At 65.7% G+C, this 26508-nt stretch carries 25 protein-coding genes and 1 pseudogene; 13 read left to right on the forward strand and 13 right to left on the reverse strand.

Going from position 1 to position 26508, the window contains the following annotated elements:
- Positions 1–52 precede the first annotated feature (52 nt).
- The 4 genes from QZY44_RS24725 to QZY44_RS24740 are packed head-to-tail and all read right to left on the reverse strand — an operon-like array spanning position 53 to position 3307.
- A complete protein-coding gene (locus tag QZY44_RS24725; RefSeq protein ID WP_295454413.1) occupies positions 53–1789 on the reverse strand; it encodes a RyR domain-containing protein in 1737 nt (578 codons plus the stop codon).
- The gene (locus tag QZY44_RS24730; RefSeq protein ID WP_295454415.1) at positions 1786–2247 is read right to left on the reverse strand and encodes an OsmC family protein; all 462 of its coding nucleotides are present in this window, start codon (positions 2245–2247) and stop codon (positions 1786–1788) included. The genes QZY44_RS24725 and QZY44_RS24730 overlap by 4 nt, the downstream gene beginning before the upstream one ends.
- Before the next feature lie 13 nt (positions 2248–2260).
- Positions 2261–2710, reverse strand: coding sequence for a gamma-glutamylcyclotransferase family protein (locus tag QZY44_RS24735; RefSeq protein ID WP_295454417.1), 450 nt, complete (start codon positions 2708–2710; stop codon positions 2261–2263).
- A 9-nt stretch (positions 2711–2719) separates the two neighbouring features.
- The gene (locus QZY44_RS24740; RefSeq protein ID WP_295454419.1) at positions 2720–3307 is read right to left on the reverse strand and encodes a DJ-1/PfpI family protein; all 588 of its coding nucleotides are present in this window, start codon (positions 3305–3307) and stop codon (positions 2720–2722) included.
- Positions 3308–3489: 182 nt separating this feature from the next.
- On the opposite strand from QZY44_RS24740, the gene QZY44_RS24745 reads away from it, so the two are divergent.
- From QZY44_RS24745 to QZY44_RS24755, 3 genes are read left to right on the forward strand one after another with little or no spacing between them, the layout of a single operon-like run.
- Complete coding sequence (locus tag QZY44_RS24745; protein WP_295454421.1) at positions 3490–4740, forward strand: S1 RNA-binding domain-containing protein; 1251 nt, start codon at positions 3490–3492, stop codon at positions 4738–4740.
- A 2-nt stretch (positions 4741–4742) separates the two neighbouring features.
- Positions 4743–5180, forward strand: coding sequence for a DUF29 domain-containing protein (locus QZY44_RS24750; protein WP_295454424.1), 438 nt, complete (start codon positions 4743–4745; stop codon positions 5178–5180).
- A 15-nt stretch (positions 5181–5195) separates the two neighbouring features.
- The gene (locus QZY44_RS24755) at positions 5196–5897 is read left to right on the forward strand and encodes a CDP-alcohol phosphatidyltransferase family protein (protein ID WP_295454428.1); all 702 of its coding nucleotides are present in this window, start codon (positions 5196–5198) and stop codon (positions 5895–5897) included.
- Here QZY44_RS24755 and QZY44_RS24760 read toward each other — a convergent pair.
- Positions 5894–6073 carry a hypothetical protein gene (locus tag QZY44_RS24760; RefSeq protein ID WP_295454431.1) on the reverse strand — a complete coding sequence of 60 codons (180 nt, stop codon included), beginning with the start codon at positions 6071–6073 and terminating at the stop codon, positions 5894–5896. The two genes, QZY44_RS24755 and QZY44_RS24760, sit on opposite strands and share 4 nt — an antisense overlap.
- A gap of 1335 nt (positions 6074–7408) precedes the next feature.
- Here QZY44_RS24760 and QZY44_RS24765 point away from each other — a divergent pair.
- Both QZY44_RS24765 and QZY44_RS24770 read left to right on the forward strand, forming a co-directional pair.
- Positions 7409–8971: a phage tail sheath C-terminal domain-containing protein gene (locus tag QZY44_RS24765; RefSeq protein WP_295454433.1), complete on the forward strand. Its 1563-nt coding sequence runs from the start codon at positions 7409–7411 to the stop codon at positions 8969–8971.
- A gap of 54 nt (positions 8972–9025) precedes the next feature.
- The gene (locus QZY44_RS24770) at positions 9026–9478 is read left to right on the forward strand and encodes a phage tail protein (protein WP_295454435.1); all 453 of its coding nucleotides are present in this window, start codon (positions 9026–9028) and stop codon (positions 9476–9478) included.
- Positions 9479–9624: 146 nt separating this feature from the next.
- Here the strand turns inward: QZY44_RS24770 and QZY44_RS24775 are convergent, their stop codons facing one another.
- The 7 genes from QZY44_RS24775 to QZY44_RS24805 are packed head-to-tail and all read right to left on the reverse strand — an operon-like array spanning position 9625 to position 17399.
- Complete coding sequence (locus tag QZY44_RS24775; RefSeq protein ID WP_295454438.1) at positions 9625–10176, reverse strand: hydrogenase; 552 nt, start codon at positions 10174–10176, stop codon at positions 9625–9627.
- 5 nt (positions 10177–10181) lie between these two features.
- Positions 10182–11846 carry an NADH-quinone oxidoreductase subunit C gene (locus QZY44_RS24780; protein ID WP_295454440.1) on the reverse strand — a complete coding sequence of 555 codons (1665 nt, stop codon included), beginning with the start codon at positions 11844–11846 and terminating at the stop codon, positions 10182–10184.
- Positions 11847–11904: 58 nt separating this feature from the next.
- On the reverse strand, positions 11905–13425 hold the full coding sequence (locus tag QZY44_RS24785) for a hydrogenase 4 subunit F (protein ID WP_295454442.1): 1521 nt from the start codon (positions 13423–13425) through the stop codon (positions 11905–11907).
- Complete coding sequence (locus QZY44_RS24790) at positions 13422–14120, reverse strand: formate hydrogenlyase (protein ID WP_295454446.1); 699 nt, start codon at positions 14118–14120, stop codon at positions 13422–13424. Before QZY44_RS24790 ends, QZY44_RS24785 begins: the two co-directional genes overlap by 4 nt.
- Positions 14117–15082: an NADH-quinone oxidoreductase subunit H gene (locus QZY44_RS24795; RefSeq protein WP_295454449.1), complete on the reverse strand. Its 966-nt coding sequence runs from the start codon at positions 15080–15082 to the stop codon at positions 14117–14119. Before QZY44_RS24795 ends, QZY44_RS24790 begins: the two co-directional genes overlap by 4 nt.
- A complete protein-coding gene (gene hyfB / locus QZY44_RS24800) occupies positions 15067–17094 on the reverse strand; it encodes a hydrogenase 4 subunit B (protein WP_295454451.1) in 2028 nt (675 codons plus the stop codon). The genes QZY44_RS24795 and hyfB overlap by 16 nt, the downstream gene beginning before the upstream one ends.
- The gene (locus QZY44_RS24805; protein WP_295454453.1) at positions 17091–17399 is read right to left on the reverse strand and encodes a helix-turn-helix transcriptional regulator; all 309 of its coding nucleotides are present in this window, start codon (positions 17397–17399) and stop codon (positions 17091–17093) included. Before QZY44_RS24805 ends, hyfB begins: the two co-directional genes overlap by 4 nt.
- A gap of 180 nt (positions 17400–17579) precedes the next feature.
- Between QZY44_RS24805 and QZY44_RS24810 the strand changes: the two genes are divergently transcribed.
- Positions 17580–17783 (forward strand): DUF29 family protein, encoded by a 204-nt coding sequence (locus QZY44_RS24810; RefSeq protein ID WP_295454455.1) that lies wholly within the window; start codon positions 17580–17582, stop codon positions 17781–17783.
- Positions 17780–18121: a hypothetical protein gene (locus QZY44_RS24815; RefSeq protein WP_295454458.1), complete on the forward strand. Its 342-nt coding sequence runs from the start codon at positions 17780–17782 to the stop codon at positions 18119–18121. Before QZY44_RS24810 ends, QZY44_RS24815 begins: the two co-directional genes overlap by 4 nt.
- 4 nt (positions 18122–18125) lie before the next feature.
- Here QZY44_RS24815 and QZY44_RS24820 read toward each other — a convergent pair whose 3' ends face one another.
- Complete coding sequence (locus QZY44_RS24820; protein ID WP_295454460.1) at positions 18126–18968, reverse strand: outer membrane protein assembly factor BamD; 843 nt, start codon at positions 18966–18968, stop codon at positions 18126–18128.
- Positions 18969–19061: 93 nt separating this feature from the next.
- On the opposite strand from QZY44_RS24820, the gene rluD reads away from it, so the two are divergent.
- From rluD to QZY44_RS24850, 6 genes and pseudogenes are all read left to right on the forward strand, one after another.
- Positions 19062–20042: a 23S rRNA pseudouridine(1911/1915/1917) synthase RluD gene (rluD, locus tag QZY44_RS24825; protein ID WP_295454462.1), complete on the forward strand. Its 981-nt coding sequence runs from the start codon at positions 19062–19064 to the stop codon at positions 20040–20042.
- Positions 20023–20778 (forward strand): peptidoglycan editing factor PgeF, encoded by a 756-nt coding sequence (gene pgeF, locus QZY44_RS24830; protein WP_295454464.1) that lies wholly within the window; start codon positions 20023–20025, stop codon positions 20776–20778. Before rluD ends, pgeF begins: the two co-directional genes overlap by 20 nt.
- 211 nt (positions 20779–20989) lie before the next feature.
- A complete protein-coding gene (locus QZY44_RS24835; protein ID WP_295454467.1) occupies positions 20990–23089 on the forward strand; it encodes a carboxy terminal-processing peptidase in 2100 nt (699 codons plus the stop codon).
- Positions 23090–23295: 206 nt separating this feature from the next.
- The gene (gene gshA / locus QZY44_RS24840; protein WP_295454469.1) at positions 23296–24921 is read left to right on the forward strand and encodes a glutamate--cysteine ligase; all 1626 of its coding nucleotides are present in this window, start codon (positions 23296–23298) and stop codon (positions 24919–24921) included.
- Positions 24922–25158: 237 nt separating this feature from the next.
- A complete protein-coding gene (locus QZY44_RS24845; protein ID WP_295454472.1) occupies positions 25159–26139 on the forward strand; it encodes a DUF4351 domain-containing protein in 981 nt (326 codons plus the stop codon).
- A gap of 61 nt (positions 26140–26200) precedes the next feature.
- Positions 26201–26508, forward strand: a pseudogene (locus QZY44_RS24850) (DNA phosphorothioation system restriction enzyme); the annotation flags it as partial.

Below are 26508 nucleotides of genomic sequence, written 5' to 3' on the forward strand. Positions count from 1 at the left end.
GGTGGGGCGGTCAATTTCAGTACCTGCACCGGCCGGTAGCGGTGCGGCGGTCTCAGTATTCAAATCCCCACTCGACCTGTCCGCCGAGCGGGTCCAGGACCACCCGTTTGGCCGCCCCCGCCGCGGCGGGCGCGGTGCCCAGGCAGATCCTGATCTCCGCGCGCGTGGCGAACCAGTGCTCCAACTCACCCGCCCCCGGGAGCGCGATACGCCGCTCGGCATGGGTCAGGAGTCCGAGCAGATCGAGTCGCGCGGCCTCATCCGGCTGCGTCGCCAGGGTTTCACGCAGCGGCTGTGGGCAGAGCAGAAAGAGTCCGGCCCCGGCCTGCTCCAAGGCGATGCGGGTGACCAGGCGCGCGGCCGGATCGGCCAGGGTGCCGGCGATGACGAGTGAGCGGTCCGGGTAGCGCGCCACCAGCCGCTCCAATACCTGCGCGGCGAGCTGCTGCACGCGCTCGTCCGCGGGGCAGTCCGCGACGGGTGGCGGCAGGCCCAGGATCAGCATCCGCACGACGCCGAGCCCCGAGCGGGCCAGCAGGGTGGGCACGCCACGTACGGCAAAGCGGTCCAGGTCCTTCATCGGCTCGCTCAAGTCGGGATAGGGGATCAGTTGGGGGTGGTGCCGGCGGGCGTTGTCCCGCACCGGGGCGTAGCTCCAGCCGTCCAGGTGACGGTCCGCGGCCCAGCGCAGGTGTTCGATCACCGCCAAGCGCTCCGCCTCCAAGGGGGCGAAGGTGAATGAATCCACCCGCTCTTCCTGGATCGCCCGGCAGTCCATCACCGCGAGCTTGGCCCACAGGTGGTCCGCCTGGTGCCGATTGGCGTCGCGATAGGATGCGCTGAGCCGCGACCAGGGGCGCCCGGCCGGCTCCCGCTCCGGGTCGCGTCCCTGGGCGGCGATACTGTCGGTATAGCTCTCATGGATAGTCCTGGCCAGCTCATCACCCAGACCATCGAACAGCACCGCAGGCCGGCAGGCCTCGTCCAGATAGGAAAAGGGGAAGGTTTGGCCGTCCCAGTCTGCCAGGGTGCCGGACGGGACCGCGTCTCCCACCTCCAGCAGGATCGGCGGGGAGACTCCCTGTGCCTGCGCCAGCCGCCGCACGGTGCGTGCTGCCGCGCTGGCCGCGGCAACCGGTGGGTCCGAGCACACCAGGACCAGCGACACGGGCGGCGCCTGGGCCAGCCCTGGCAGGTCCGGTCCAACCCATTGGATTTCAGCGACCTCGCCCGCGTGTGGGTAGGCCAGCGTGAAGTCGGTCTGTGCCTGCGCCTGCGCGGTCACGACGGTCACCCGCGGCCGCCACTCGCCGTAGGGAATCAGGCGCAGGGCCTGGGCCAGCAGCGCGCGTGCCGGGGGGGCGAAGCCGACCAGCAGCAGGTGGGGAACCTGACCGAATACCGGGTCCAGACCGCAGTGCAGGGGCCAGCGCGCGAGCAGCACCCGGGCGGCCCGGTCCTCGAGCGCAAAGGTCTCCAGGGTGATGGGGCCGTCCGGGTCGAGATCTGGCAGGGTCGGCGGCGGGTCCGCCTGGTGCATCAGGATGAGGCGCAGCGGCGCGACCCGTCCGCCGCGGGTGCTGAGCTGTCCGAGCAGGTTGGCGATCACTTCGGCCGGTTCCGGCGGATCGGCCAGGACCAGGGTCCGGCAGGCCTTGAGGTCGGAGAGGTCTGCCACGGGCCGCACCTGGACGCGCCGGCCCAGTAGTGTCAGACCCGCGACGATCCGCCGCACCAAGGGCTCGGCCCCGGCGACCCAAATGGGCGGTTGACGCAACAGCCAGGTCATGCCGACTGGTGCAGGACCTCGCCGGACTGGTCCAGGATGGTGACCAGCATCGGGATGCCCTGGCGGATGCTCGCCGAAACCACACAGAAGTCCTCGAACAGGTCCTTGCAGCGCGCGAAGCGGGGGGCCTCCTTGACCACGTCGGCGACGATCAACCTGACCTCGATCCGGTTGACTCGCAGGCGCTTCTTGTCGTTGCGCGCCACGCCGCAGCTGGCCTCCGCCCGCAGACAGTTGGCCGGGGGCTCGTCTTTGAACACGCAGAACAATAGGCTGGCCGCGAGGCAGTTGGCCGCCGCCGCCGCCAGCATCCGCGAGGCGTTGGGTCCGGCCTGTTCGCCTAAGGGCGGGCCCTCATCCATGAGCAGGTCAGGGGCGCGCTTCCAGTCGAACTTGGCGGTGATCTGGAAGCCTTCCTGCTGCTCCAGGTGGATGGTAAAGAGGCCTTCTTCGGACATGCGAACATCCCCCTCACGCGGACGAATCATTGCACCACGTCGACTGTCGACGTGGACGGTTCTTGGGGTCACGGGTGTGGCGCACCCCGGCGGCGCGGCAGGACTGCGGGTCGGCGACCAGGGCGCGCCAGTCGCCGCCCGGCAGCCGCGCCCGGTCCCCCCGATGGCCGCGGTAGAGATAGACCCAGGCGCTGCCGTAGGGGGTCGGCAACCGCCGGCGGGTATAGAGCCTGGGGTATTCCTCCAGCCGGTCCAGTTGTCTGAGGCCGCCCGTGTCGAGTCGAAACACCTCGCCCACGAGCGCCGTCGCGCCGGTCCGCACCGCTCCGGGGTAGGCGCCCAGCAGCACCAGGCTGAAGCAGGGCGCGGTCCGGTGGGGCCCCAGAAACTGTGCCCCGGCCAGCAACTCGTGATTGACCTCACCGCGCAGGAGGGTGCCATAGACGAAAACCTGGTGCTGCATCGACGCTGCTCACGCCTCGATGCGGCTGCCCAGCACCTGAAGGAACTTGCGGATCCACTCCGGGTGGGCGGGCCAGGCCGGGGCGGTGACCAGGTTGCCGTCGGTGTAGGCGTTGGAGGCGTTCTCGTTGACCTCGCACCAGTGGGCGCCGGCGCGTTCCACCTCCGGGCGTACGGCCGGGTAGGCGGTGCAGCGCTTGCCGTCCAGCACGCCGGCGGCGGCCAGGATCTGCTGGCCGTGACAGATGGAGGCGATCGGCTTATCACTGGCGGCAAACTGCCGCACGATCTCGATCACCCGCGGGTTGAGTCGCAGGTACTCGGGGGCGCGCCCGCCCGGGATGATCAGCGCGTCGTACGCGGCCGGGTCCACTAGGGCGAAGTCAGTGTTGATGGCGAACAGGTGCCCGGGCTTCTCGCTGTAGGTCTGGTCGCCCTCGAAGTCGTGGATGGCGGTGCGCACACAGTCCCCGGGGCCCTTGTCCGGACAGACGGTGTGGACGGTGTGTCCGACCATCTGCAACATCTGGAAGGGGACCATCGCCTCATAGTCCTCGACGAAGTCGCCGACCAGCATCAGGATCGTTTTCGCTGTCATTGGGTGGCCCTGCCGGTGATGATGTCAGTGAGATGGCAGACTATAGCATCGGCGGCGCGAAGCGTCGGCGCCGCGTACGCAAGAGTCGATGCAGTTGTGCGGGTATACTGGGCACAACCGCACGACTTGCGGCACAGCCCGGGCCTCACCGCCCATCCCTGCCCATCGTCCAGAGCACAGTGATGTCCAGTTCCGATAGTTTTGAAGACCTCTTGAAGCAGTTCAACCAGGCCAAGCCCGCGAAGCAGGCCGAGCCCAAGGTGGGCGAGAAGGTGCGCGGCACCGTCGTCGCCATCGGCGAAGACTGTGCATTCATTGACTTAGGCGGCAAGACCGAGGGGCGGATGGACTTGGCGGCCCTGCGCACACCCGAGGGTGAGCTCAAGGTCGCCGTGGGCGACGCGATCGAAGCGGCGGTGACCGGTAAAGATGCGGACGCCGGTTTTCTCCTGCTCGGCAGTCAGCATGGACATAAATACCACGGTCTGGAGGAGGTACGCCAGGCCTACCACCAAGGCCTGCCGGTGCATGGCCAGGTGACCGGGGCGGTCAAGGGCGGGGTGGAGGTGCTGATTGCGGGGATGCGCGGCTTTTGCCCGGGCTCCCAGATCGATATCCGCTTCGTTGAGGACCTGTCCGAGTTCGTGGGTCAACGGCTCGACTTCCGTATCACCAAGATCGAGGGCGGGCGCCGGCCCAATCTGGTGGTCTCGCGCCGCGCCATCCTCGAAGAGGAACAACGCCAGCGCGCCGCCGAGACCCGTGCCCAGATCAAGGAGGGTGCCACACTTCCCGGCATCGTCACCAGCATCAAGGATTACGGCGCCTTCGTGGACATCGGCGGTATCGAGGGCATGATCCATATCAGCGAACTCGCCTTCGGCCACATCAAGCACCCGAGCGAGCTCCTGACCGCGGGCCAGGCGGTGGAGGTGGCGATCCTGCGCATCGAACCGTCCAAGGACGGCAAGGGGCGGGACAAGATCGCGCTGTCCATTCGCGCACTGTCCCGGGACCCTTGGGCGGATGCGGTGGAGAGCTTCCCGGCCGGCACGCGGGTCACCGGCACCGTGAGCCGCCTCCAGCCCTTCGGCGCCTTCGTGGAGTTGGCCCCCGGGGTGGACGGGCTCGTGCATATCAGCGAACTGGCCGCCGGGCGGCGGATCAACCATCCGAGTGAGGTCCTGAATATCGGGGACAGCGTGGAGGCGACGGTGCTGGGGGTCGACATGGAGCGGCGCCGGATCAGCCTGACCCTGGACGCCTCCAAACAGCCCTCCGACATCCCGGATGTGCGCAACTACGCACCGCCCAAGCCGGTCTCCGCCAAGGGTGCCGGCACCGGCGCGGCCAAGACCGCCGAGCCGGCGTCTGAGAAGACCATGGGCAGCTTCGGCGCCTTGTTGCAGGAGAGTCTGAATAAGCAGCGGTGACCATGCAGCAGTCTCTCTACGACCAAGATCTCTACGGCTGGGCTACGCAGACGGCCCGGTTGGTGCGCGAGCGGCGGTTCTCCGAGATCGACGCCATCAATCTCGCCGAGGAATTGGAGTCCATGGGCAAGACTGAACTGCGGAGTCTGGAGAGTCGGCTGATGGTGCTCCTGGCGCACCTGCTCAAGTGGGAATACCAGCCGGAACAACGTTCCAAGAGTTGGCGGCGGACCCTGATCGAGCAACGCAAGCGGATCAGTCGGCTCTTGGACGACAGCCCCAGCCTGCGGCCAAAGCTTCCCGAACTCCTGGTGGACGCCTACGACAGCGCGCTGCGCTGGGCGGCGGATGAGACCGGCATGGATGAAGCCGATTTTCCGCCGACCTGCGGCTATTCGCTCCAGCAATTGTTTGATGCGGATTATTATCCAGACACTTAAGATCGATTGCTGAGTGTGACCCAGATCCCTCTCTTGCTCACCCTGCTGCGCGCGGGTCTCGCGCTGGGTGTCGTCCTGCTGGCGCTTTTTGCCCCAGTGCCGGTCGCCTTCGCCGCCTGTCTGGCCGTCGCTGCCGTGTCAGACTATTTCGATGGCGCGATTGCGCGGCACCTGAACATCGTCACGCCCCGGTTGCGGCGACTCGATTCACTGGTGGACTTGCTGTTCCATCTGGCCGCACTGTTCGCGCTCTGGTGGCTGTACCCGCAGGTGATCGCCCGGCACGCAGGACTCATCGCTGTCCTGGCCGGGCTGGGAGTTGCTCGGTATGCTTTCGCCTATGCCAAATTCCGCCGCGAGGCGAGCTATCACCTGTGGTCGTCTAAGGTGTGGGGGTTCGCGCTGTTCCTCGCGTTCTATTCGCTGCTGGTCTTGCAGTCCGACGGGATTGGGATAATGCTGGTGCTCGCTCTGGGTATCCTGGCTGGCTTGGAAGACCTGGCGGTATCGGTGGTGCTGCGCGAGTGGCGCACCGATGTGCCGACGCTCTTCCATGCCTGGCGGTTAAGCCGTACGGCTGATGCACTGGCGTCAGCGAGGTTGGGGTGTAGTGCCCCAGCGGTCTCGGCCTGCGCTGCCGGCCAGGCGCTCCACAGCCCCGCGATGGCCGTCACTGCGGTCTCACCGCCGAGCGGCTGCAACTCGGGGCTGCCCTAGGCCCCCTCCGCGAGGACCATCTGGGTCTCGTCGGTGGCGGCGAATGGATGACCAAGTCGACCGATCAGTTCGGCAAGCTCGCTGTGCGATGCGCCCAAGACGAAGAGGGCACGGGTCAGCAGAACGAGGGAATTGGATGAATCCGGGTCCAGTCGAAGATCAGGCGGCCCCGACACGCTTGCCTCTGCCAGCGGTGACCACGCACCTTGCACGCGCCGTGGCCCCGGTGATTACATCGCCCGCCAGCGAGAAACGATGGACGAGCTGGACGAGGAAATCGATGAGTCCGTCGGTGATCTCGCCGCGGCGCTGCCAGTAAGACTCCGACAGTAGGGTTTAGCGCACCGCGAGGGCAGGGCGTCGCAGGTCGCGCACCGACTCCGTTGCCGCCCGGGCGCGGTAACGGGGCAACAGTTTCGGCGCGGTGTCCGTCCAGGCCCTGGCGGGCAGTTCCAAGGCCCGCAACAGGCTCAGCTTCGCGGCTTCATGCTCGACGCTGGCCAGGCCGATGCGGCCGGTATCGGATTTCAGGAGCCTGAAGGCCGCGCACGTCCGCTCCCCACCTCCTCCGTCCCATCGTCCGCCCCGTCGGCGGCGATTCGACCCCAAGCTTGTTTGCGAGATCGCTGTCTTATGGTCCGTGTCGACCCCCTTTGATACCGTTCCCGGCGATCGCACCGCGTTATCTCGGTCAAATCTGGAGTGGCTGCCTGAGCACATGGCGCTCGACAGCAAAACGGAAATCAGCGTACACTCAAAATCACGTTTGAAAAATCCTTTGGGCCACTTGCCAGGAGTTGCTCGGATGCAGAATCAGTGCCTCGCCGACCTGCATACACCCGGGTGCCCATCGCCCGGGTGGACTCCCGCGTTACTTTCCCCTGTCTTCGACCAATCCCGCTGCAGCCCAAGCGTCGCAGCCAGGATCGGCTTAGTCCACAAGCAATTTCTTCGTCAAGTGCGGTGCGCGTCCGGCCATGACCGAGCCCGTTGTGCGCGCGCGGCGAATAGCACCTTAAGTCGCTAGTGCTGAACGATGGGCATGCTCCCGCGAGTTCGCGCTGGGTCTATGCGTCATCTCACGCCCGCTGTCCGGTGGGGGCTCAGAGGCTAACGCGATAATCGCGAACATCTGCTCCGGGGTGAAGGTCGGGGGTGCGCCGGATGGTGGGGCATTGGACAAGCATCTCAGCGCTACCCTCGGTGTTAGGCGTCCACCGACGACGCCACGTCTGCACCGTTCTGCGCCCGATCCCGAGTGCTGCGGTGGTCTCGCATACACCTCGCCCGTCCGCCTCGTTTATCCCAAGAGGCGCAAGCGGCGAGTCGGACGTGATCGAGGGGCTGGTACCCGCGCGCGTCAGCGGCTCACCGCATCGCCTCGACTTCGTCCACCACCTGATACGGAGGCAACGATGGCAGGTCCCAAGTTCAATCAACTCACCACACCGGGCGTCTATCTCACCGAGTTGAGCGCCTTTCCGCCCTCCGTTGTGGGTGTGCAGACCGCCGTGCCGGCCTTCATCGGCTACACCGAGAAGGCCGAGATCAGCGGCCAACCGGTCTATCTCAAACCGGTCAAGATCTCCAGCCTTGCGGACTATACGGAGATATTTGGATTCGCCTATCAGCCCACCTACGATATCGTTGCAGTCACAGTCGATGGCGACATTAATGCCGGAAAATACGACTTCAAGGTGATCGATCAGAGCGACCCGGATGTACCCAAACCGGCCTACTACCGCCTGAAACAACAAGGCACAACCCAATTTAACCTGTACCAAAGCTTGAAGCTCTTCTACGCCAATGGTGGCGGCAACGCGTACGTGGTTTCGGTAGGTCGCTACAGTCCTGACGACAACAAGGTGGAAAAGCAGCCCCTGCTCGATGGTTTGGCGGCCGTTGCCGACATCTCCGGGCCGACCATGTTGGTGGTTCCCGATGCGGTGCTGCTTCCGCCAACAGACCCGGATAAGGGCCCGGCGTGGGTATCGGGTGATTTTCAGGCAGTGGTGGATGCGATGCTGAAGCAGGCGGGGAGTCTGCAAGACCGGGTGGCGATCCTCGACGTCTACGGCAGTCTGTCCGCAACAGACCAGACAACGCTGGATCAGATTATCGCGCAGTTCCGGACGGACGTCGGCTCGGAGAACCTGAGCTACGGCATGGGCTATTTCCCGTTTCTCGACACCAGCGTGGTCGATGCCACGGACTATAGCTACGACAACATCGCCGAGACATCCAGGCCCATCTTGATGCAAATACTGGGTTGGCAGGACTACTCCCTGTATCGCGCGGACGGTATAGTCACCGATGGAAATAGGTACACTGAAGACGTTTACAGCGATACCAGCTTTCGCCGGATTTGCGCCGACATCGCGAAAATCGCGGCCGAATGGGCGAGCACCGACGGGGGAAAGACCAGCAATCGGAACCTGCTGGGCGCATTGCCACTGCTGGGCGACATCTTGAGCATCATCGCCGACAAGGCCAGCATCCTGCCGTCGAGTGGGGCGATCGCAGGGGTCTTCACCACCGTGGACAACAGTCGCGGCGTTTGGAACGCACCGGCCAACATCGCGGTGAGCAACGTCAACGGGCCGACCTATAGGCTGACCGACCAGCAGCAGGGCGACCTCAACGTGCCGGTGGACGGCAAGGCCGTGGACGCGATTCGCGATTTCGTCGGGCGCGGCACCATCGTTTGGGGTGCGCGTACCCTGGACGGCAACAGCAACGATTACCGCTACATCCAGGTGCGGCGCACGCTGATCTACATCGAGCAGTCGATCAAGGCCGCGTTGCAGCCGTGCGTGTTCGCCGCTAACGACGGCAACACTTGGACCGCGGTGGTCGCGATGGTCTCCAACTTCCTGCAGGGCTTGTGGGCGCAGGGCGGTTTGATGGGGGCCAAGGCCGACGAGGCCTTCTCGGTGCAGTGCGGGCTTGGCAGCACCATGACCGGCCTGGACATCCTCAACGGTTACATGGTCGTGCAGGTCACCGTGCAGATGATTCATCCGGCCGAGTTCATCGAGCTGACCTTCAAGCAGAAGATGGAGGGCGTGGCCTGATCCGTGCCCAGCGCCATCGCCCGCATTCACACTATTCCACAATGAGGAGTCGCCATGACAGGTGAAGTTCAAGACAACGTATGGCCCTTGCCCAAGTTCTATTTCTCGGTCAAATTGGGCGAGGACGATTCGGTGAGCTTCCAGGAGGTCGACGGCCTGGAGAGCGAGACCCAGGTGATCGAGTACCGCCACGGCAACAGCCCGATCTGCTATCCGATCAAGATGCCCGGTCTGAGCCGGGTCGGCAATGTCACCATGCGCAAGGGCATCTTCGTCAACGACGAGAAATTCTGGGACTGGTACAACGAGATCAAGCTGAACACCATCGCCCGTTGCACCGTGGTGATCAATCTGCTCGACGAGACCGGCAGCCCGAAGATGACCTGGACCCTCAACAACGCCTGGCCGACCAAGATCACCGGTACTGAGCTGAATTCCGAGGGCAACGAGGTCGCGGTCGAATCGGTGGATATCGCTTACGAAACCCTGACCATCGCGACCGCATAAGTAGCAGACGATTTCCGTTGAGTACAGTCACCAAGTCATCGGGGATGATACCGCGGATGGCTGCACAGGGCTTAAGCTGTTCGGGCTGCATCGTCGGGGTCTGCGTCCTTGTTCTTAGCGTTTGTGCAAGTCTCGCCTGGAAAGGTCTAGTCGTTCTGGTGATCGCCCGGATCGGCGCTCGGTGCCGCACCCGGCGCAATGGCCGCCAACAACCCCCGCAGCAGTTCCAACGGCGCGGGCGGGCAGCCGGGGATCTTCACGTCAACCGGTATGACGTTCTCCACCGCCCCGCGGCTGGCATAGGAGACGCCGAATTCACCGCCGTCGCAGGCGCAAGTGCCGGCTGCGATGATGAGCTTCGGTATCGGGGTCGCGGCCCAGGTGCGGCGCAGCGCCGTCTCCATGTGCCGGGAGACCGGGCCGGTCACGAGCAGTGCATCGGCGTGGCGCGGGGAGGCGACGAAGTGCAGGCCAAAGCGCTCCAGGTCGTAATAGGGGTTGTTGAGCGCATGGATCTCCAGCTCGCAGCCGTTGCAGGAGCCCGCATCGACCTGGCGAATGGCGAGGCTGCGCCCGAGCCGGGCATGGACGTGGCGCCGCAGCTCGATACCGAGCCGTTCCAGCTCCGCATCATCGGTGGCGGGCGCCGCCTCGGTGACGACGCCGGTTTTCAGTGATTGCTTGAGTATGCGAAACATGGCGGTTATAGGTCCTCGCCCGAATAGGACCCATTGACCGATTTATTGCACACCGGGAAGTCCGGGACGATGTTGCCCATGATCAGCTGCTCCAGGGCCGGCCAGGTGAACCAACTCGGGTCGCGCGGGAAAAAGCGGGCGATGCCTCCGTCGGTATCAAAGCGCACGAAGGTCATGATCTCCCCGCGCCAGCCATCGACCAACCCGAGACCGACCGCCCCGGGTGGTGCCGGGCGCAAGGGGACGCGGATCTTTCCCGTCGGTAGGGTCCTGATCAAACGGTCCATCAGGATCAGGCTTTCCTGGATCTCGGTCATGCGTACCCGCACCCGGGCGGCGACATCGCCGTCGCTCTCCTGCGGCACCACGACCTCCAGCATGTCGTAGGGCGGGTAGGGGCAGTCACGGCGCACGTCGAAGGCCAGGCCGCTCGCCTTGCCGACGCTGCCGGTGCAGCCCAGGTTGCGGGCCTGCGCGGTGCTTAGGTGCCCGGTGGTGATCAGGCGGTCGTTGAGCGAAGGGTGATCGTCGATGACGTCGAACAGCGGTATCGCCGCCGCGCGCAGCGCCATGTGATCCGCCTGCAACAGCGCCGATGCGTCCGCCGACAGGTCGGCGGCCACGCCGCCGGGGCAGATGGCGTCCATCATCAGCCGGTGTCCGAAGAGTTCGCGACTGCGCCGCTGCCACAGTTCGCGCAGGCGCGCGCACTGCATATGGGCGAAGCTGAAGCCCACGTCGTTGCAGATCGCGCCGATATCGCCGAGGTGATTGGCGACGCGCTCGCGCTCGGCCATCAATGCACGCAGCCAGTCGGCGCGGGGTGGGGCGGCACACGCGGTGGCGCGTTCCATGGCCTGACAGGCGGCCCAGGTGTGGGCGACCGTGGAGTCGCCGCAAACCCGCGCCGCCAGCCGGGCGAGCCCCTCCGGGTCGCGCCCCTCGGCGATCTTCTCGATGCCCTTGTGGACATAGCCCAGGCGCTCTTCCAGGCGCAGCACCTCCTCGCCCATGGCCTGGAAGCGGAAGTGCCCGGGCTCGATGATACCGGCATGGACCGGGCCTACCGGGATCTCGTAGACCCCACTGCCCTGGACCGTCAGGAAGGGGTAGTCGGCATCTGCCGGCACACGGCCGCCGGAGCGTCCGGCCGTCGGGAAGTCGGTGCGCAGTGGAAACGCGTCTTCTTCCCAGGCCTGGTGACGGGTCCAGCGACGCGGATCGGGGTGGCCCTGAAAGACCACCCCGGTCAGGTCGTGGCAGTGGCGCTCCAGGCGGTCCAGTCCCGGGTAATGCGGGGTCTGCGAGGGGAGGACCGGGCGCTCCAGGGGTACCGCGGTCTCCAGGACCAGATAGCCCCCCAGGTGCTCCAGGCAGGCATAGACGGCGATGCGTTGCGGGTCGTGTTCGCCGTCGAGGTCGGCGGCAACGCCCGCGACGAGGTTGGCGGCAAAGCTGGCCGGGACACCGGCGCCCTCGGACGCGTCGGCCCATACCCCTGCGTGGCGCAGTCCGATGTGCGCCGCGACCTTGGCCGCGGCGCCCCAGTCCTCCGGGTCCAGTACCAGTCGCAGCGCCGGTGCCAGGAGCGCTTCATCCGCCGCACGGGCGAGCAGGTGCTCGGCCGCCAGTCGGGCCAGAAAGTCCGGGAGCCAGTCGCGTCGGCTCATGGTCGCAGGTCCGATTGACGTTGCATGAGGTTCATGTGTAGCGATGCCCTGCGGGAGGTCACAGCAGACGGGTTCCGGTGATCAACCCGGTGGCGCGGTCCAGCCAATTGGCCAGGAACGCCGGGATCGCCAGCCCCAGCCACAGTACGAGCGTCAGGTGGACCGCCACCGGGATCATATTGGCCTCGACCGGGCGTTGGCCCTCCGGGGGAATGCCGTAGACCATGGGGTGCAGGTGCCGGAACAGCCCCGCAAAGGCGACCGCGAGCCCGGAGAGCAGGGCCAGCGTGAACCAGGGCGCCGTCTTCATGGTGGCCGTGAGTAGCAGGAATTCGCTCATGAAAACACCGAAGGGCGGGAAGCCGGCAATCGCCGCGACCCCGATCAGGAGCGACCAGCCGACCGCCGGTTGGGTGCGGATCAGGCCGCGGATGTGCTCGATCGACTGGGTGCCGGCGATGTGGGCGGCGTGACCGACGGTGATGAAGATCGCGGACTTGGTCAGCGAATGCACCAGCATGTGCAGCAGAGCGCCGAAGGTGGCGAGCGGTCCGCCCAGGCCGAAGCCGAAGGTCATGAGTCCCATGTGCTCGATGGATGAGTAGCTGAACATGCGCTTGATGTCGCGCTGGCGGTGCAGGAAGAGACCCGCGACCATGAATGAGACGAGGCCGAACCCCATGAGCAGGTAGCCGGCCAGGTGCGGGGAGCTACTGTGTACGAGTGAGCCGTCCACCAGCATCTTGAGCCGCACCACCGCGTACAGTGCGACGTTGAGCAACAGCCCGGAGAGCACCGCGGACATCGGTGTGGGGCCCTCGGAGTGGGCATCGGGCAGCCATTGATGCATGGGCACCAGGCCGACCTTGGTCCCGTAGCCCACCAGCAGGAAGACGAAGGCGAGCCGCATCACCGCCGGTTCCAACCGTCCGGCCTCGGCGTAAAGGGTGCTCCAGTTCAGACCGGCCGCGGGGTCGCTGATCACCTGTTGGGCGGCAAAATAGGTCAGCACGGTGCCGAACAGTGCGAGCGCGATGCCGACGCCGCACAGGATGAAATATTTCCAGGCAGCCTCAACCGCCTCCGGCGTGCGGTAGAGTGACACCAGCAGCACGGTCGCGAGCGTCGCCCCCTCCACCGCGACCCACATGACACCCAGGTTGTCGGTGGTGAGCGCGACCAGCATCGTGAACATGAAGAGCTGGTACATGGAATGATAGGTGCGCAGCCGGTTCGGGCCGATGCGCCCGGTGTCGATGACGTGGCGCATGTAGGGGCGGGAGAAGATGCTGGTGGTCAGTCCGACGAAGGCGGTCAATACCACCAGATAGACGTTGAATGCATCGACCCGGAAGGCCAGACCGGCGATGCCGCCGGAGAGGGAACCGGTGATCGAACCGGGCCCAGTGTCGACCGCGTCACCGACCAGTGCCACCGTCCAGCCGAGCCACAGCGCCGCCCCCAGTGAGACCACCGAGACGCCCAGATTGAACCAGCCAGCGGGCGCCGCCGGGCGGATCAGGCCCAACACCAGTGCCCCCAGGAGCGGTGTCAGCAAGACCAGCGTCAGCGCGTTCACTGGCCCTCCGTCCTGGTCTCACCAGGGGTTTCGCTCAATCGATTGAGCCGGTCCACGTCCAGTGAATCGATGCTCTCGCGGATCTGCAGGAAAAAGACGCCGAACAGCACCATCGCCACGAGCACGTCGAAGGCGACCCCCAACTCCACCACCAGCGGCATGCCGCCGGTGGCCGACACGGCGGCCAGGAAGAGCCCGTTCTCCATCGACATGAATCCCAGCACCTGGGCCACCGCTTGCGTGCGGAAGACCATCATCAGGAGCCCGATCAGCACCACCGCGAGACTGACTGCAACGATGTTGCGGGTGAAGGTGAGTTCCGCCTGGATCATGGGCAGCACCAGCCAATAGCTGAAGATCACCAGGGCCACCGCGGCCATGGTCACGAGCGTGGGGCTCTGCAGTGACTCGGTGTGACGCTCCAGTTGCAGGCGGCGCACCAGCCGGTGCAGCATCCAGGGAATCAGGATCGCCTTGAGTGCCAGCGTCAGCGCTGCGGAGAAATACAGGTGCGGCACCTGTCCGGTCGCTGCGACCACCGAGGTCACCGCCGCTACCAGCGCGCCCTGCCAGGCAAAGGCGTGGATCGCCGAGATCAGCCGGGTCTGGGCCAGCAGCACAAAGGACAGGAACAGTACGATCGCCGCCAGCACCAGCACCAATTGCTGGAGCAGCGGCAGCGTAGTCATGTTCATGCCCCCACCTCCAGGATCACATGGCTCAACAGCCCCAGCAGCGACAGCAGGAGCGCCAGGTTCAGAAAGGCGGGGGCGCGGAAGATCCGCATCTTCGCGAGTACCGTCTCACCCACGGCCAGGGCCACCCCGAGCACCGCGAGTTTGGCCAGCACCGCGGCCAGCCCCAACCCCAAGGCGGCGGCGCTGACCCCGCGTCCGATCCCCCACGGCAGGAATACATTGGCGATCAGGGTCCCGTAGAGCAGGAGCTTGATCTGGGCCGCCCACTCCATCATGGCCAGGTGCCGCCCCGAATACTCAAGCAGCATGGCCTCATGGATCATGGTCAGTTCCAGATGGGTCGTCGGGTTGTCCACCGGGATGCGGCCGGTTTCGGCGATGGCCACCAGTACCAGCCCGCCCAGGGCGAATAGATAGGACGGGCGCAGCATGAAGCCATCGGCCAGATGCTGGTCGATCACGCTCGACAGGTTGGTGGAATGGGCGGTCATGGTGAGCGTGAAGACCGCCATCAGCATGGCCGGCTCGGCCAAGGCCCCGATCATCATCTCCCGCGACGCCCCCATGCCGCCGAAGGCGGTGCCCACGTCCATCCCCGCGAGGGCCAGGAACACGCGGGCCAGGGCCAGCAGCCCGACCAGCACGATGATGTCGGCGATGGCCGCGGTGGGCAGGTCCACCACCAGCAGGGGGACCGTCGCCGCCGCCATCCAGGTGGCGGTAAAGACGATATAGGGCGCGGCGCGGAACAGTGGGGAAGCGGTATGGGCGACGCGCACCTCCTTGGCCAGGAGCTTGTAGAGGTCCCGATAGGCCTGGAGCAAGGGTGCCCCGCGCCGGTTTTGCAGGCGTGCCTTGACCTTGCGCACCCAGCCCACCAAGAGCGGTGCCAGGGCGATGTACAGGAATGACTGGACGAACGCGATGCCCCAGCCGGGCAGGGTCAGGTAATGATCCATAGGAGCCCCACCAGGGTTGCGAGCGTCCAGCCGAGATAGACCCGGACACTGCCCGATTGCAGCCGGACCACCCGTTTTGCCGCCGATTCCACCGCATCCGCGATGGGCAGATAGAGCCACCCCCAGAAGCGGTCGCCGATCTTCAGCCGATGGCGGGTGGTGCCGTCCTCCTGCTCCGTGACCGATTCGTCGATCGTAAACAGTAGCCCGAAGATCCGGCGGATCGGTTGGGCGAAGGCGGTGGCGGTGTACTGCATCCGCGGCGACGGGGGGGCGAAGCCGCAGTCCCAGGCGTCACCCCGACGCACCCAACGCACCGGCGCGCCGCGTGCCCACAGGTGGTTGAGCCCCCAGAAGGCCGTCAGGCCGATCCCGGCGAGCATCAGCACTACCAGCGGGCCGCTGTAGCTGGCGGTCTGCGCCGACACTGGGGTCAGCCACAGCCAGCCGTGGGTGCCGGCCTGGGGCAGGCCGCTGCCGAGCACCTCGCGGGGCACCGCGTCGATCAGCTGGATGGCCCAGGTCGGGAAGGCCCCGAGCAGCAGGCACAGCACGGCCAACCAGCCCTGACCCGCCTGCATGCCCCAGGGCCCCCGGCGGGCGCGGCGCACATGGCGCGAGCGCGCCTGGCCGAGGAAGGCGACCCCGTAGACCTTGACGAAGGTGGCCGCCACCAGTGCCCCGGTCAGGGCCAGGACCGCGGAGACGATGGGGACGATGCTACGCAGCACCCCGCTCTCCAGTTGCCAGGCCTGGAGTGCCGCCTGGAAGGTCAGCCACTCGGAGACGAAGCCGTTGAAGGGGGGGAGGGCGGAGATGGACAAGACCCCGACCAGGAAGAAGAGTCCAGTCCAGGGCTTGCGGCGCAAGAGCCCGCCCATCTGATCCAGGTCGCGCTCGTGGGTACTGTGCAGGATGGCCCCGGCCCCGAGGAACAGCAGTCCCTTGAACACCGCATGATTCAGGCAGTGATACAGGGCGGCGACGAAGGCCAAGGCGCCCAGGGCGCGGAAGCCCGTGCTGAGAAACAGCAGGCTCAGGCCCAACCCGATGAAAATGATCCCCAGGTTCTCGACCGATGAATAGGCGAGCAGCCGCTTCAGGTCGCTCTGCATCATGGCCGCGAGTACGCCGTACAGGGCCGAGACGCTGCCGATGCTGAGCACCGCCACACCCCATTGCCAGGGGAACTCACCGATCAGGTCGAACACGACGCGGATGAAGCCGTACACCGCCACCTTGAGCATGACCCCGGACATCAGGGCCGAGATATGCGACGGGGCCACCGGGTGGGCGGCCGGCAGCCAGGCATGCAGCGGCACCAGGCCAGCCTTCATGCCGAAGCCTACGAAGGCCAGCGTGAAGGCCACCCCAGCCCACATCGGCGGCAGTTGGGCCACGCGCAGTTCGTTGAATGAGAAGCCGGTACCGAAGGCCGCCAGCACCCCGTAGGCCAGCAGGATCATGAGTCCGCCCACATGGGCCATCAGCAGATACAGGAAGGCGGCGCGTCGGTTGGCACCGTGTTCGTGGTGGTAGGCAACCAGGAAATAGGACGAGAGCGACATCAGTTCCCAGGCGACCATAAACAGGAAGGCGTCGTCCGCCAGCACCACCATCAACATGCCGGTCACGAAGAGACCGCTGAATCCGCCTAAGGCGGTGAGTGAATCCTCTGAGTGCTCGAAACCGCGGACATAGGCCGGGCCATAGAGCCCGACGGCGCAGGTCACGACCCCGATCAGCAGCAGAAAGAACCCGGCCAGGGCGTCGAGTCGGATATGCCAGGGCAGCCAGGGGAGCCCGAGCGGCAGCGTTGTCTGGATCGAGCCCCCGAGGACCAGCGCGGCGAGGCCTGCTGCCAGGGCCGCCAGCCCGGCCAACCCGAGCAGTGGCGTGGCTACCGTGCGTAGCGTTGCGGGCACCCGCTTGGCGAGCAGCGACACCGCCGCGGAGGTGAGGGCCAGCACGACCGCGAGTCCCGCCAGGGCCAGGGCGGTCTCCATCGTCATGGTGCCGACTCCGTTCGCGACTCCCCAATCTGTTCAGGGCTTAGCTCCGATGTGGCGGTCGGTGTCTTCAGACGTACGCCGCGCCCGCCGACGCCAGTGGCAGCACCCTCGGCGATGAACTCGACCCCGGCCCGCTCCAGTGCATCCACCAGCTTGACCAGCGAGTCGACGTTCCCGCGCACGTTGCCCTCGCTGGCCTCCATGCGCTGGATGGTCGGCAGCGACAACCCCGCTGCCTCGGCGAGACGGCGTTGGTCGAGACCCAGCAGGGCGCGGGCGGCTCGGAGTTGGGCGGCGGTGAGCATGCGCGAGACATCGGTTGTGATGCTTGAGGCGTTAGAATAGCCACTTTTGGCTTGAGTCGGCAAGCGGGAAACGGCCGGGGATGCCGCTGGAGGTCGAGGCTTCAGCCGGTCGCGGCCCGACGCGTCGCAGAGTTCCTGATAAAATAGGCATTCATTGGCTCTTGACCCAGGTGCCGTCCCATGTCGACCCTCGCCACTGCACCCGCCGACTACGAACAAGACCTGTATGCCTGGCTGACCGGCAACGCGGACCTCTTGCGCCAAGGCCGCCCCAGGGAGATCGATGCGGTGCATATTGGGGAAGAATTGGAAGACATGGGCAAGCGCGAGCGCCGCGCGATCGAGCGTTATCTGCACGTGCTGATCCTGCATTTGCTCAAATGAACAGCAAACGCCTCGTCGAAATTACCCTCACCCTGGTCCTGTGGTACTTCCTCGCCGGGCTGGTCCTCGGGCGCGTGCTCCATGTGCTGCCGCCCGAGTATGACCACGAGGCATTCTTTCTCACCAGCGCGGCTCTACCCTGGTCGCTCCTGCTGCTCGACTTTTTGGAGCAGCCCCGGTCCGCCCTCGGTGGCGTGGTGCAGCAGGCCCTGTTCCTGCTGCTGACCGCGGGCGCCGTGGCCTGGAACGCCTGGCTGGTGAATCAGATGGTCGTGCAGACCATCCGCCTGGGGCGTATCCGCCGTGGCGGCATACGCCCGCGAAACCCTCGATCTTAAGGGGCTAGTTCCGGTCGAGCTCCAGATAGTCCCAGAACTTGCGGCCGAGGGTCACCTCGCCAGGGGCCGGTTCGTCCGAGACGAAGCGCCCGGCCTTGCGGTTGACGTCCAGGACTCGTTGTGCATCGGCCGCCAGTTTCTCCTCACCCAGTGCCTTGTAAGCCGCCACCAGGACCTCGAGTGCCTCCTTGACCGCACTGGTGCGTTGATAATGCTCGATCACATAGGTGCAGCGGTTCGCCGCGGCCACATAGGCCCCGCGCTTCATGTAGTAGCTGGCCACGTTGACCTCGTTGTGCGCCAGGTTGTTGCGCAGATAGACCATGCGCTGGCGGGCATCGACGGCATACTTGCTGTCCGGGAAGCGCTTGACCAGCTCCGAGAAGTCCGTGAAGGCGTCCAGGGCGGAGCCGGGGTCGCGCTGGGAGGCGTCGGTGGGGACGTAGCGGTCCAGGTAGCCGACACTGCGGTTGTAGTTAATTATGCCCTTCATATAGTAGGCGTAATCGACATACGGATTCTGGGGGTAGAGCTTGATGAAGCGGTCGGCCGCGGCGATGGCGGCCTCCGGCTCTTCTGCCCTATAGTTGGCGTAGGCGACGTCGAGTTGGGCCTGCATGGCGTAGCGGCCGAAGGGGTAACGGGACTCGAGTTTCTCGTAGAGTTCGATCGCCTTCTTGTAGCCGCCCGAGTCCATCTCGGACGCGGCCTCCGCGTAGAGCTTGGAGGCGCTCCAACCTTCGGTGTCGTCGTACTCCTTGCCTTTGAACATGGAGCAGCCGCCGAGGGTCCCGATCAGGAACGCAATCAGCAGCAAAGTGGCCAGTCGTGTTAGGGTGCGGCTCATGTCGGCAAGTTACCAATATTTTAAGCCGGTGAGTATACCCGATGGCACGGGGCCGGGTCCCGGCCCCGTGCCGATTGTTGCACGGGGGTGCCCATGAGTGTCGAGCCGGCGGTTCGGGTGCAGCGCGGGCTGCGCTTGGACGGCGCCTGTGCCGGCCTGCGCCTGGATCAGGCCCTGGCGCAGGCCTGGCCGGAGTTTTCCCGCGGTCGCGTCCAGCAGTGGATCGAGGCCGGACAGGTCTTGGTGGACGGGGCCCCGCGCCGCTGTCGCGACCGCGTCTGGGGTGGCGAGGCGGTTTGCCTGGATGTCGAGCTGCGCGGGGATGGTCGGGACTTGCCGCAGGCGATTGCGCTTGACGTCGTCTATGAGGATACGTCGATCCTGGTGATCAACAAGCCCGCGGGGCTGGTGGTCCACCCCGCCGCCGGGAACCCGGACGGTACCCTGCTCAATGCCTTGCTGCACCATGCCCCTGGGCTGGCCGCCCTGCCGCGGGCGGGGATTGTGCATCGGTTAGACAAGGACACCAGCGGGCTGCTGGTGGTGGCCAAGACGCTCCGGGCCCACTGCTCACTGGTTGAGCAGCTCAAGCGCCGCAGCGTTCACCGGGAATATCGGGCGCTGGTGGTCGGCGACCTGGTGGCCGGCGGCGCGGTGGAAGCCCCTATCGGTCGGCACCCGACCCAGCGCACCCGCATGGCCGTGGTCGCCGGCGCTCGTGCGGCACTCACCCGTTACCGGGTGTTGGAACGCTATCCAGGTCACTGTTTGCTCGGGGTGGAATTGGAGACCGGGCGCACTCACCAGATCCGGGTGCACCTGGCCCATGTGCGCCACCCGCTGCTGGGCGACCCGGTCTACGGGGTGCGCCCGCGGCCGCCCAAGGGCTGCGACCCGGCCTTGACCGCGGCCATCCAGGCGTTTGGGCGACAGGCCCTGCACGCCATCCGCCTCGGACTCGATCACCCCGAGACCGGCCGGCCGCTGGTCTGGGAGGTCCCCATGGCGGCCGATCTTGAGTCTCTGATCGAGTGCTTCCGACGGGAGAGGGCACGTGCAACTGATCCGACCTGACTGGCCGGCCCCCCCCTGGGTCCAGGCCTGTTGCACCACCCGGCTGGGCGGCGTGAGTACCGGGGTGTGGGCTAGTCTAAACCTGGGTGATCATGTGGGGGATGAGCCCGGACGGGTCGCCCTTAACCGGGCGCGGCTGAGCGCCGCGCTCAACTTGCCCGCCGAGCCGTTGTGGCTCAAGCAGGTCCACGGGTGCGCCGTGGCGGAGCTGGCCACCGCGGACCTTGGTTGTACCGCGGATGCCGCCATCGCCCGGCAGAGCGGTGCGGTGTGTGCGGTGCTGACCGCCGATTGCCTGCCGCTGCTCCTGTGCGATCGGCGCGGGCGCCGGGTGGCGGCCGTCCATGCCGGTTGGCGCGGCTTGGCCGCGGGGGTGATCGAAGATACGATCAGTGCCTTGGGCGAGTCCCCCTTGGATATCTTGGCCTGGCTGGGTCCGGCGATCGGTCCTGCGTCTTTCGCGGTGGGACCCGAGGTGCGTGCGGCCTTCCTCGCGACTGACCCGGCGGACGGCTGCGCCTTCCACGCCGGTCCGGGCGATTGCTGGCTGGCGGACCTCTTCGCGTTGGCCCGCGCCCGGCTCGCCCGGGCCGGGGTGACGCGGGTCTTCGGCGGCGGCGACTGTACCTATGCGGACCCCGAGCGCTTTTTCTCCTTCCGCCGCGACGGTGTTACCGGGCGGATGGCGAGTCTCATCTGGCTGGGGCCGCCCACCGGGAGCAGTTTTTTTGCGTGAGAGGCAATCTAACTTGTTGAAATCCTCCTGCCCGACCTCTACCGTGAGATAATACCTTCGCGGCGGGCCGGGCCGGCCGCGTCGCAGGTTTCGTCGCTTAGTGTGATCCTGATTCGCACCGGTCCCCGCCGGCTTTCTCTGGAATCTACCGGCAGTGCCTGTTTTCGCTTCACTTATCGGTCTTCTTCAGTCACTTTTATCGAGCATCTTCATGAGACCCCGCCTACCCCTGTTTCTGACCGCCGTGGCACTCTGTTTCAGCGCTTGGGTGGCCGGTGCCTCGCCGCGGCAGGTATCACTCTCCGAACTGTTTCCCACCCAGGCGCAGGCCAAGACCGCAATCGTCATCAACAAGGTCTTGGAGCGTTACCACTATCGCAAAGTGACCTTCGACGATGCCTTTGCCCGCGCGGTGCTCGACAATTATCTGGAGGCACTGGACCCCAACCGGTCCTTCTTCCTGGCGCGGGACGTTGAGCGCTTCGAGGGTGGCGCCCGCCGCCTCAACGACAACCTGCGGCGCGGCGAGCTTGACAGTGCCTTCGATATCTTTCGCGTCTACCGGATGCGGGTGGACGAGCGAGTCGCCTATGCCCTGAAGCTCGTTGGAGGCAAGTTCGATTTCACCGCCAACGAGAGCTACGCCTTCGACCGCTCCAAGGCGCCTTGGGCCAAGACCGATGCGGAGCTCGACGAGATCTGGCGTCAGCGAGTCAAGAATGACTTCCTGAGCCTGCGCATCGCCGGCAAAGGCGACGACGACATCCGTGAGCGGCTGCGCCAGCGCTACGACAGCCTGGCCCGGCGCATCCAGCAGTTCACCGGCGAAGACGTCTTCCAGACCTTCATGAGTGCCTACACCGAGACCCTGGAGCCCCACACCAGCTATATGTCGCCGGCCACTTCCGAGAACTTCGACATCAGTATGAAGTTGTCGCTGGAGGGGATCGGTGCGGTGCTGCGTTCCGACAACGAGTACACGGTCATCCAGCGCACGATCCCTGGCGGACCGGCGCGGGACTCCGGCCAGGTGTCCGCCGGGGATCGCATCATCGGCGTCGCTCAGGGCCTGGACGGCAAGGTCGAGGACGTGGTCGGTTGGCGGCTGCAGGACGTGGTGGACAAGATCCGCGGTCCCAAGGGCTCCGTGGTGCGTCTGCAACTGCTGGCCCAGACCGGCGCTCACGAGGGCGGTGCCCGCGAGGTGTCGTTGGTGCGCAACGAGATCAAGCTCGAGGATCAAGCCGCCAAGGAGTCCATCATCAAAGACCTGCCCAACGCCCCCGGGCTCAAGATCGGGGTGATCGAGTTGCCCGTGTTCTACCGTGACTTTGACGCCGAGACCAAGGGCAAACGCGACTTCAAGAGCACCACTCGTGACGTGCGGCAACTCCTGACCAAGCTGGTTGGGCAGGGGGTCGACGGGGTCGTGATCGACCTGCGCGGCAACGGCGGCGGTTCTCTGGCCGAGGCCACCTCGCTCACCGGGCTCTTCATCGACACCGGGCCGGTGGTCCAGGTCAAGGACACCTTCGGCAAGGTCGAGGTGGAGCGCGATACGGACCCCGGTGTGGCCTACTCTGGGCCCCTGGCGGTGCTGGTGGATCGCGACAGCGCCTCTGCCTCCGAGATCTTCGCCGGCGCGATCCAGGACTATGGTCGGGGACTGGTGATCGGTGAGCCGACCTTCGGCAAGGGCACCGTGCAGACCCTGGTCGATCTCAACCGCTATGTGCCCGGGGACCAGACCGATCTGGGTCGCCTGCGTCTCACCATGGCAGAGTTCTTCCGCGTCAGCGGGGGCAGCACCCAGTTGAAGGGGGTGGAGCCGGACGTACACTTCCCGGCCGCCGACGATTCCGGTGATCACGGCGAACGCTCGTTGCACAATCCGCTGCCTTGGGCCCGTATTGATGCGGCCGATTATCACCGCGCCCAGATCCCCGACGCGGCTGCGCTCACCCGGGCGTCCGTCCGGCGGATCGGCCAGGACCCTGGCTTCCAGATGCTGGAGCGGCGCAATCAAGTGCTGCGCGAGATCAAGGAAGAGAAGCGCATTTCGCTGCGCGAGGCCGACCGGCGCACCGAGGACAAGCACCGGCGCACCCTGTTCGAGGACGAAAAGGACCGCTTCCTGCGCGCCCGCGGCATTACCCCGGTGAAGGAGGACTCAGACCAAGTCGACGAGGATGCACTCGACGCCCAGCGCAATGCGATCGCCCGCATCCAGGTGGAAGAGGCCGCGCGGGTGCTAGCCGATGGCATCCAAGCGGAGGGCGCGACCCGACCCAAGGCCGCCATGCGCAACTGAATCTTGGCCCGCTGGGCCAAAATTCAGTTGGCTAAAATATGGCGCCCGTGACACCGCTGTGCGGTGTCACGCATGAGTCAGGCGTTCTGCGCCGCGAGCGCCAATGGTCGCAGCGATGATCAAGGCTATTGCTCGTGACACCACTATGCGGTGACACGTATGTCTCAGGCGCTCCGCGCCGCGGGTGCGAGTGCTTTTTCCACGCAATGACAAACAAGGACCGCACCGTGAACGCTTCCTCCGCTACTCTGGTTCAGCGCCTACGCGCGCTGGAACGTGCCGCGCAGTCAGATGACTTGGCGCAGGCGCTGAAGGGTAACCGCATCGGTCTGGAGAAGGAGTCACTGCGAGTTTCTCCGACCGGGCGTCTCGCCGCCAGCCCCCATCCGCCCGGACTCGGCTCACCCCTGACCCATCCGCACATCACCACTGACTTTTCCGAGGCACTCATCGAGCTGGTGACCCCGGCCCTGGGTGACTCCGCGGCGGTGCTCGACTTTCTTGCCGACATCCATACCGTCGTGTATCGCCACCTGGGGGACGACCTGCTCTGGGGCACCAGCATGCCCTGTGTGTTGGACGGCGCGCGCAACATACCGCTGGCCCGCTACGGGACCTCCAACGCCGCGACCATGAAGACGGTCTACCGCCGTGGCCTGGGTAACCGCTATGGGCGAACCATGCAGTTGATCGCCGGCGTCCATTTCAACTTTTCCTTCGGCGACGATTTCTGGCGGCTCTACCAGGACCAGGAAGGGGACCGGGGGGATTTCGGGGCGTTCCGCTCCGAGTCCTATATGGCCATGATCCGCAACCTGCTGCGGCTCGGCTGGCTGGTACCCTATCTCTTCGGCGCCTCGCCGGCGGTGTGTCGGAGCTTTGTACAGGGGCGCGACACCGACCTGGTTCCCTTCGATGCCAATACCCTCTACTACCCCTATGCCACCTCGCTGCGCATGGGTGATATCGGCTACCAGAACCAGCAAGAGCAGGGCACTGGCCTCAAGGCCAATTATGACAGCCTGGATGCCTATATCCGCAGCCTCACGTGGGCGATCGAGACCACCTGTCCCCAATACGAACAGATGGGGGTCAAGGTGGGTAACCGCTATGAGCAGCTCAATGCCTCGGTCTTGCAGATCGAGAACGAATACTATAGCTCGGTGCGACCCAAGCAGATCATCGACTGGATGGAGAAACCGAGCCTGGCCTTGCGCCGCCGCGGTATTCGCTATGTCGAATTGCGCTCGGTGGATCTCAATCTCTTCGAGCCGATCGGGGTGGGGATGGAGCAACTCCTGTTCCTGGAGACCCTGATGCTCTATTGTCTGCTCGGCGACAGCCCGCGTGTCACCCCCGCTGAGCGGTGCGCCATCGACGACAACCAGGTCCGCACCGCCCACCGTGGGCGCGAGCCCGGGCTGACGCTCAACCGCGGCGGGACACCGGTCGCGTTGCGCCGTTGGGCGGGGGAGGTGCTGGAGGCCATGGCGCCGGTGGCCGAATTGCTCGACGGTGTTGCGGATGGCCCGCGCACTCGCAGCCTGATTCGCCAGCGCGACAAGGCGGCCGACCCCGACTGCACCCCCTCCGCGCTCATGTTGGCCGAATTGCGCGCCACCGGTGAGTCGTTTTTCGCCTTGGCCGAGCGCTATTCCAGCGCCCATCGGGCGCGCCTACGCGCGCGCACCCTGACCCCCGAGCGCGAGACCCTGTTCGCCGAGCTTGCCGCCGAGTCCAACCGCCGCCGCGCGGCGATCGAGTCCGCCGATGATGTGGATTTCGATACCTTCCTGGCTCGTTATTTCGCCCAGGGGCGGGCGGTGGAGTGACCGGCCTTGATCGTTATTCCGACCGCCGCACCGCGCCTAAAGTCGCGCTCGCGACACGACTCCAGAGACTGTGAGCGTATTCCCGTAGGATGGGTTGAGCGCAGCGAAACCCATCGTCAGAGCTAAGGCCAAGCGTTGTTTGATTGGTTTCGCTGCGCTCTGCCCAGCCTACAGCGAAGTCATGGGTAGCGCGATGGCCGGCATGATGACCAAAGCGCCCCAATCCGAGATCAATCCATGGCCGAAACTGCCGACCAGCCGACTCCCGCAACCGACAATGACACCCCTTGGAAGAATGCCCTGGAGCACCACTTCCCGGAGTTCCTCGGCTTTTACTTTCCTGACGCCGACGCCGGAATCGACTGGACCCGCGGCTATCAATTCCTTGACAAGGAATTGGCCCAAGTCGTTCAGGATGCCGAACTGGGCAAGCGCTATGTCGACAAGCTCGTCTGCGTCCACCGGTCCGATGGCACCGAGGATTGGGTCTATATCCATATCGAGATCCAGGGTGGCCACGACAGCGCCTTCGCCAAGCGGATGTTCACCTACAACTGCCGGCTTTTTGAGCGCTACGACCGGCCCGTCGCCAGCCTCGCCGTGCTGGCGGACGACAACTCCACCTGGCGTCCGAGTGCCTTCGGCTGGGATCTCTTCGGTTGTCGGCACGTCCTGGAATATCCGCTGATCAAGCTCCTCGACTACGCGGCCCGGCTGGAAGCCCTGCTCGCGGACCCCAACCCCTTTGCCCTCGTCACCGCCGCACATCTGCTGACCCGTCTGACTCGGGGCGACGCGCAACGCCGATATGCGGCAAAATGGCGACTCGCCCGACTACTCTACGAACGGGACTGGGACAGGCAGCGGATCATTGATCTTTTCGCCGTCATCGATTGGATGATGCGGCTGCCGCCGGATCTGGAGAACAAACTCTGGCAGGAACTCACCACCCTGGAGTGCAACAAAACCATGCCTTACGTCACCTCTGTCGAACGCATCGGGTATCAACGCGGCCACCTGGAAGGCCGCGAAATTGGCCGCGAGGAAGGCCGCGAGGAAGGCCGCCATGTGGAAGCCTCCGCCCTAATTCAAAAGTTGCTCCGGCGCCGCTTCGGCTCACTGCCCCCGGGAATCGAGGAGCGCATCGAAGCCCTGGGTGAGGCGCTGCTGGATTTCACCGCGGTTACCGACCTGGATGCCTGGTTGCGTCGGCACTGAGCCAGTCCCAGCAAGACTATCAGAACCCAGTCCAGTGATCACCGAGCGGCGCGGTCCATCAGTGCCTAGCCTCACCGACCTCCCGCTGAAACTCACCTACCGCACCGGTCGCGACGACCTGGTGCGTGCCTTCTTCGTTCCCTGCCTCGAAGCCGCCGTGCTCTACCGCCGCGCCGCCGGCTACTTCACCAGCGCCGGCCTCGCACTGGCCGCCCGCGGTGTCGCGAGCCTGGCGCTCCGGCGCGGACGCATGCGCCTGGTCGTCTCCCCGCACCTGGAACCGGACGACTGCGCCGCCCTGGAACGCGCCCGCGACACCCCCGCCGCCGTCCTGCGCACCATCGCCGCCCGCAGCCTGGCCGAGATCGA

This window comes from uncultured Thiodictyon sp., assembly GCA_903837595.1.
Lineage (GTDB): Bacteria > Pseudomonadota > Gammaproteobacteria > Chromatiales > Chromatiaceae > Thiodictyon.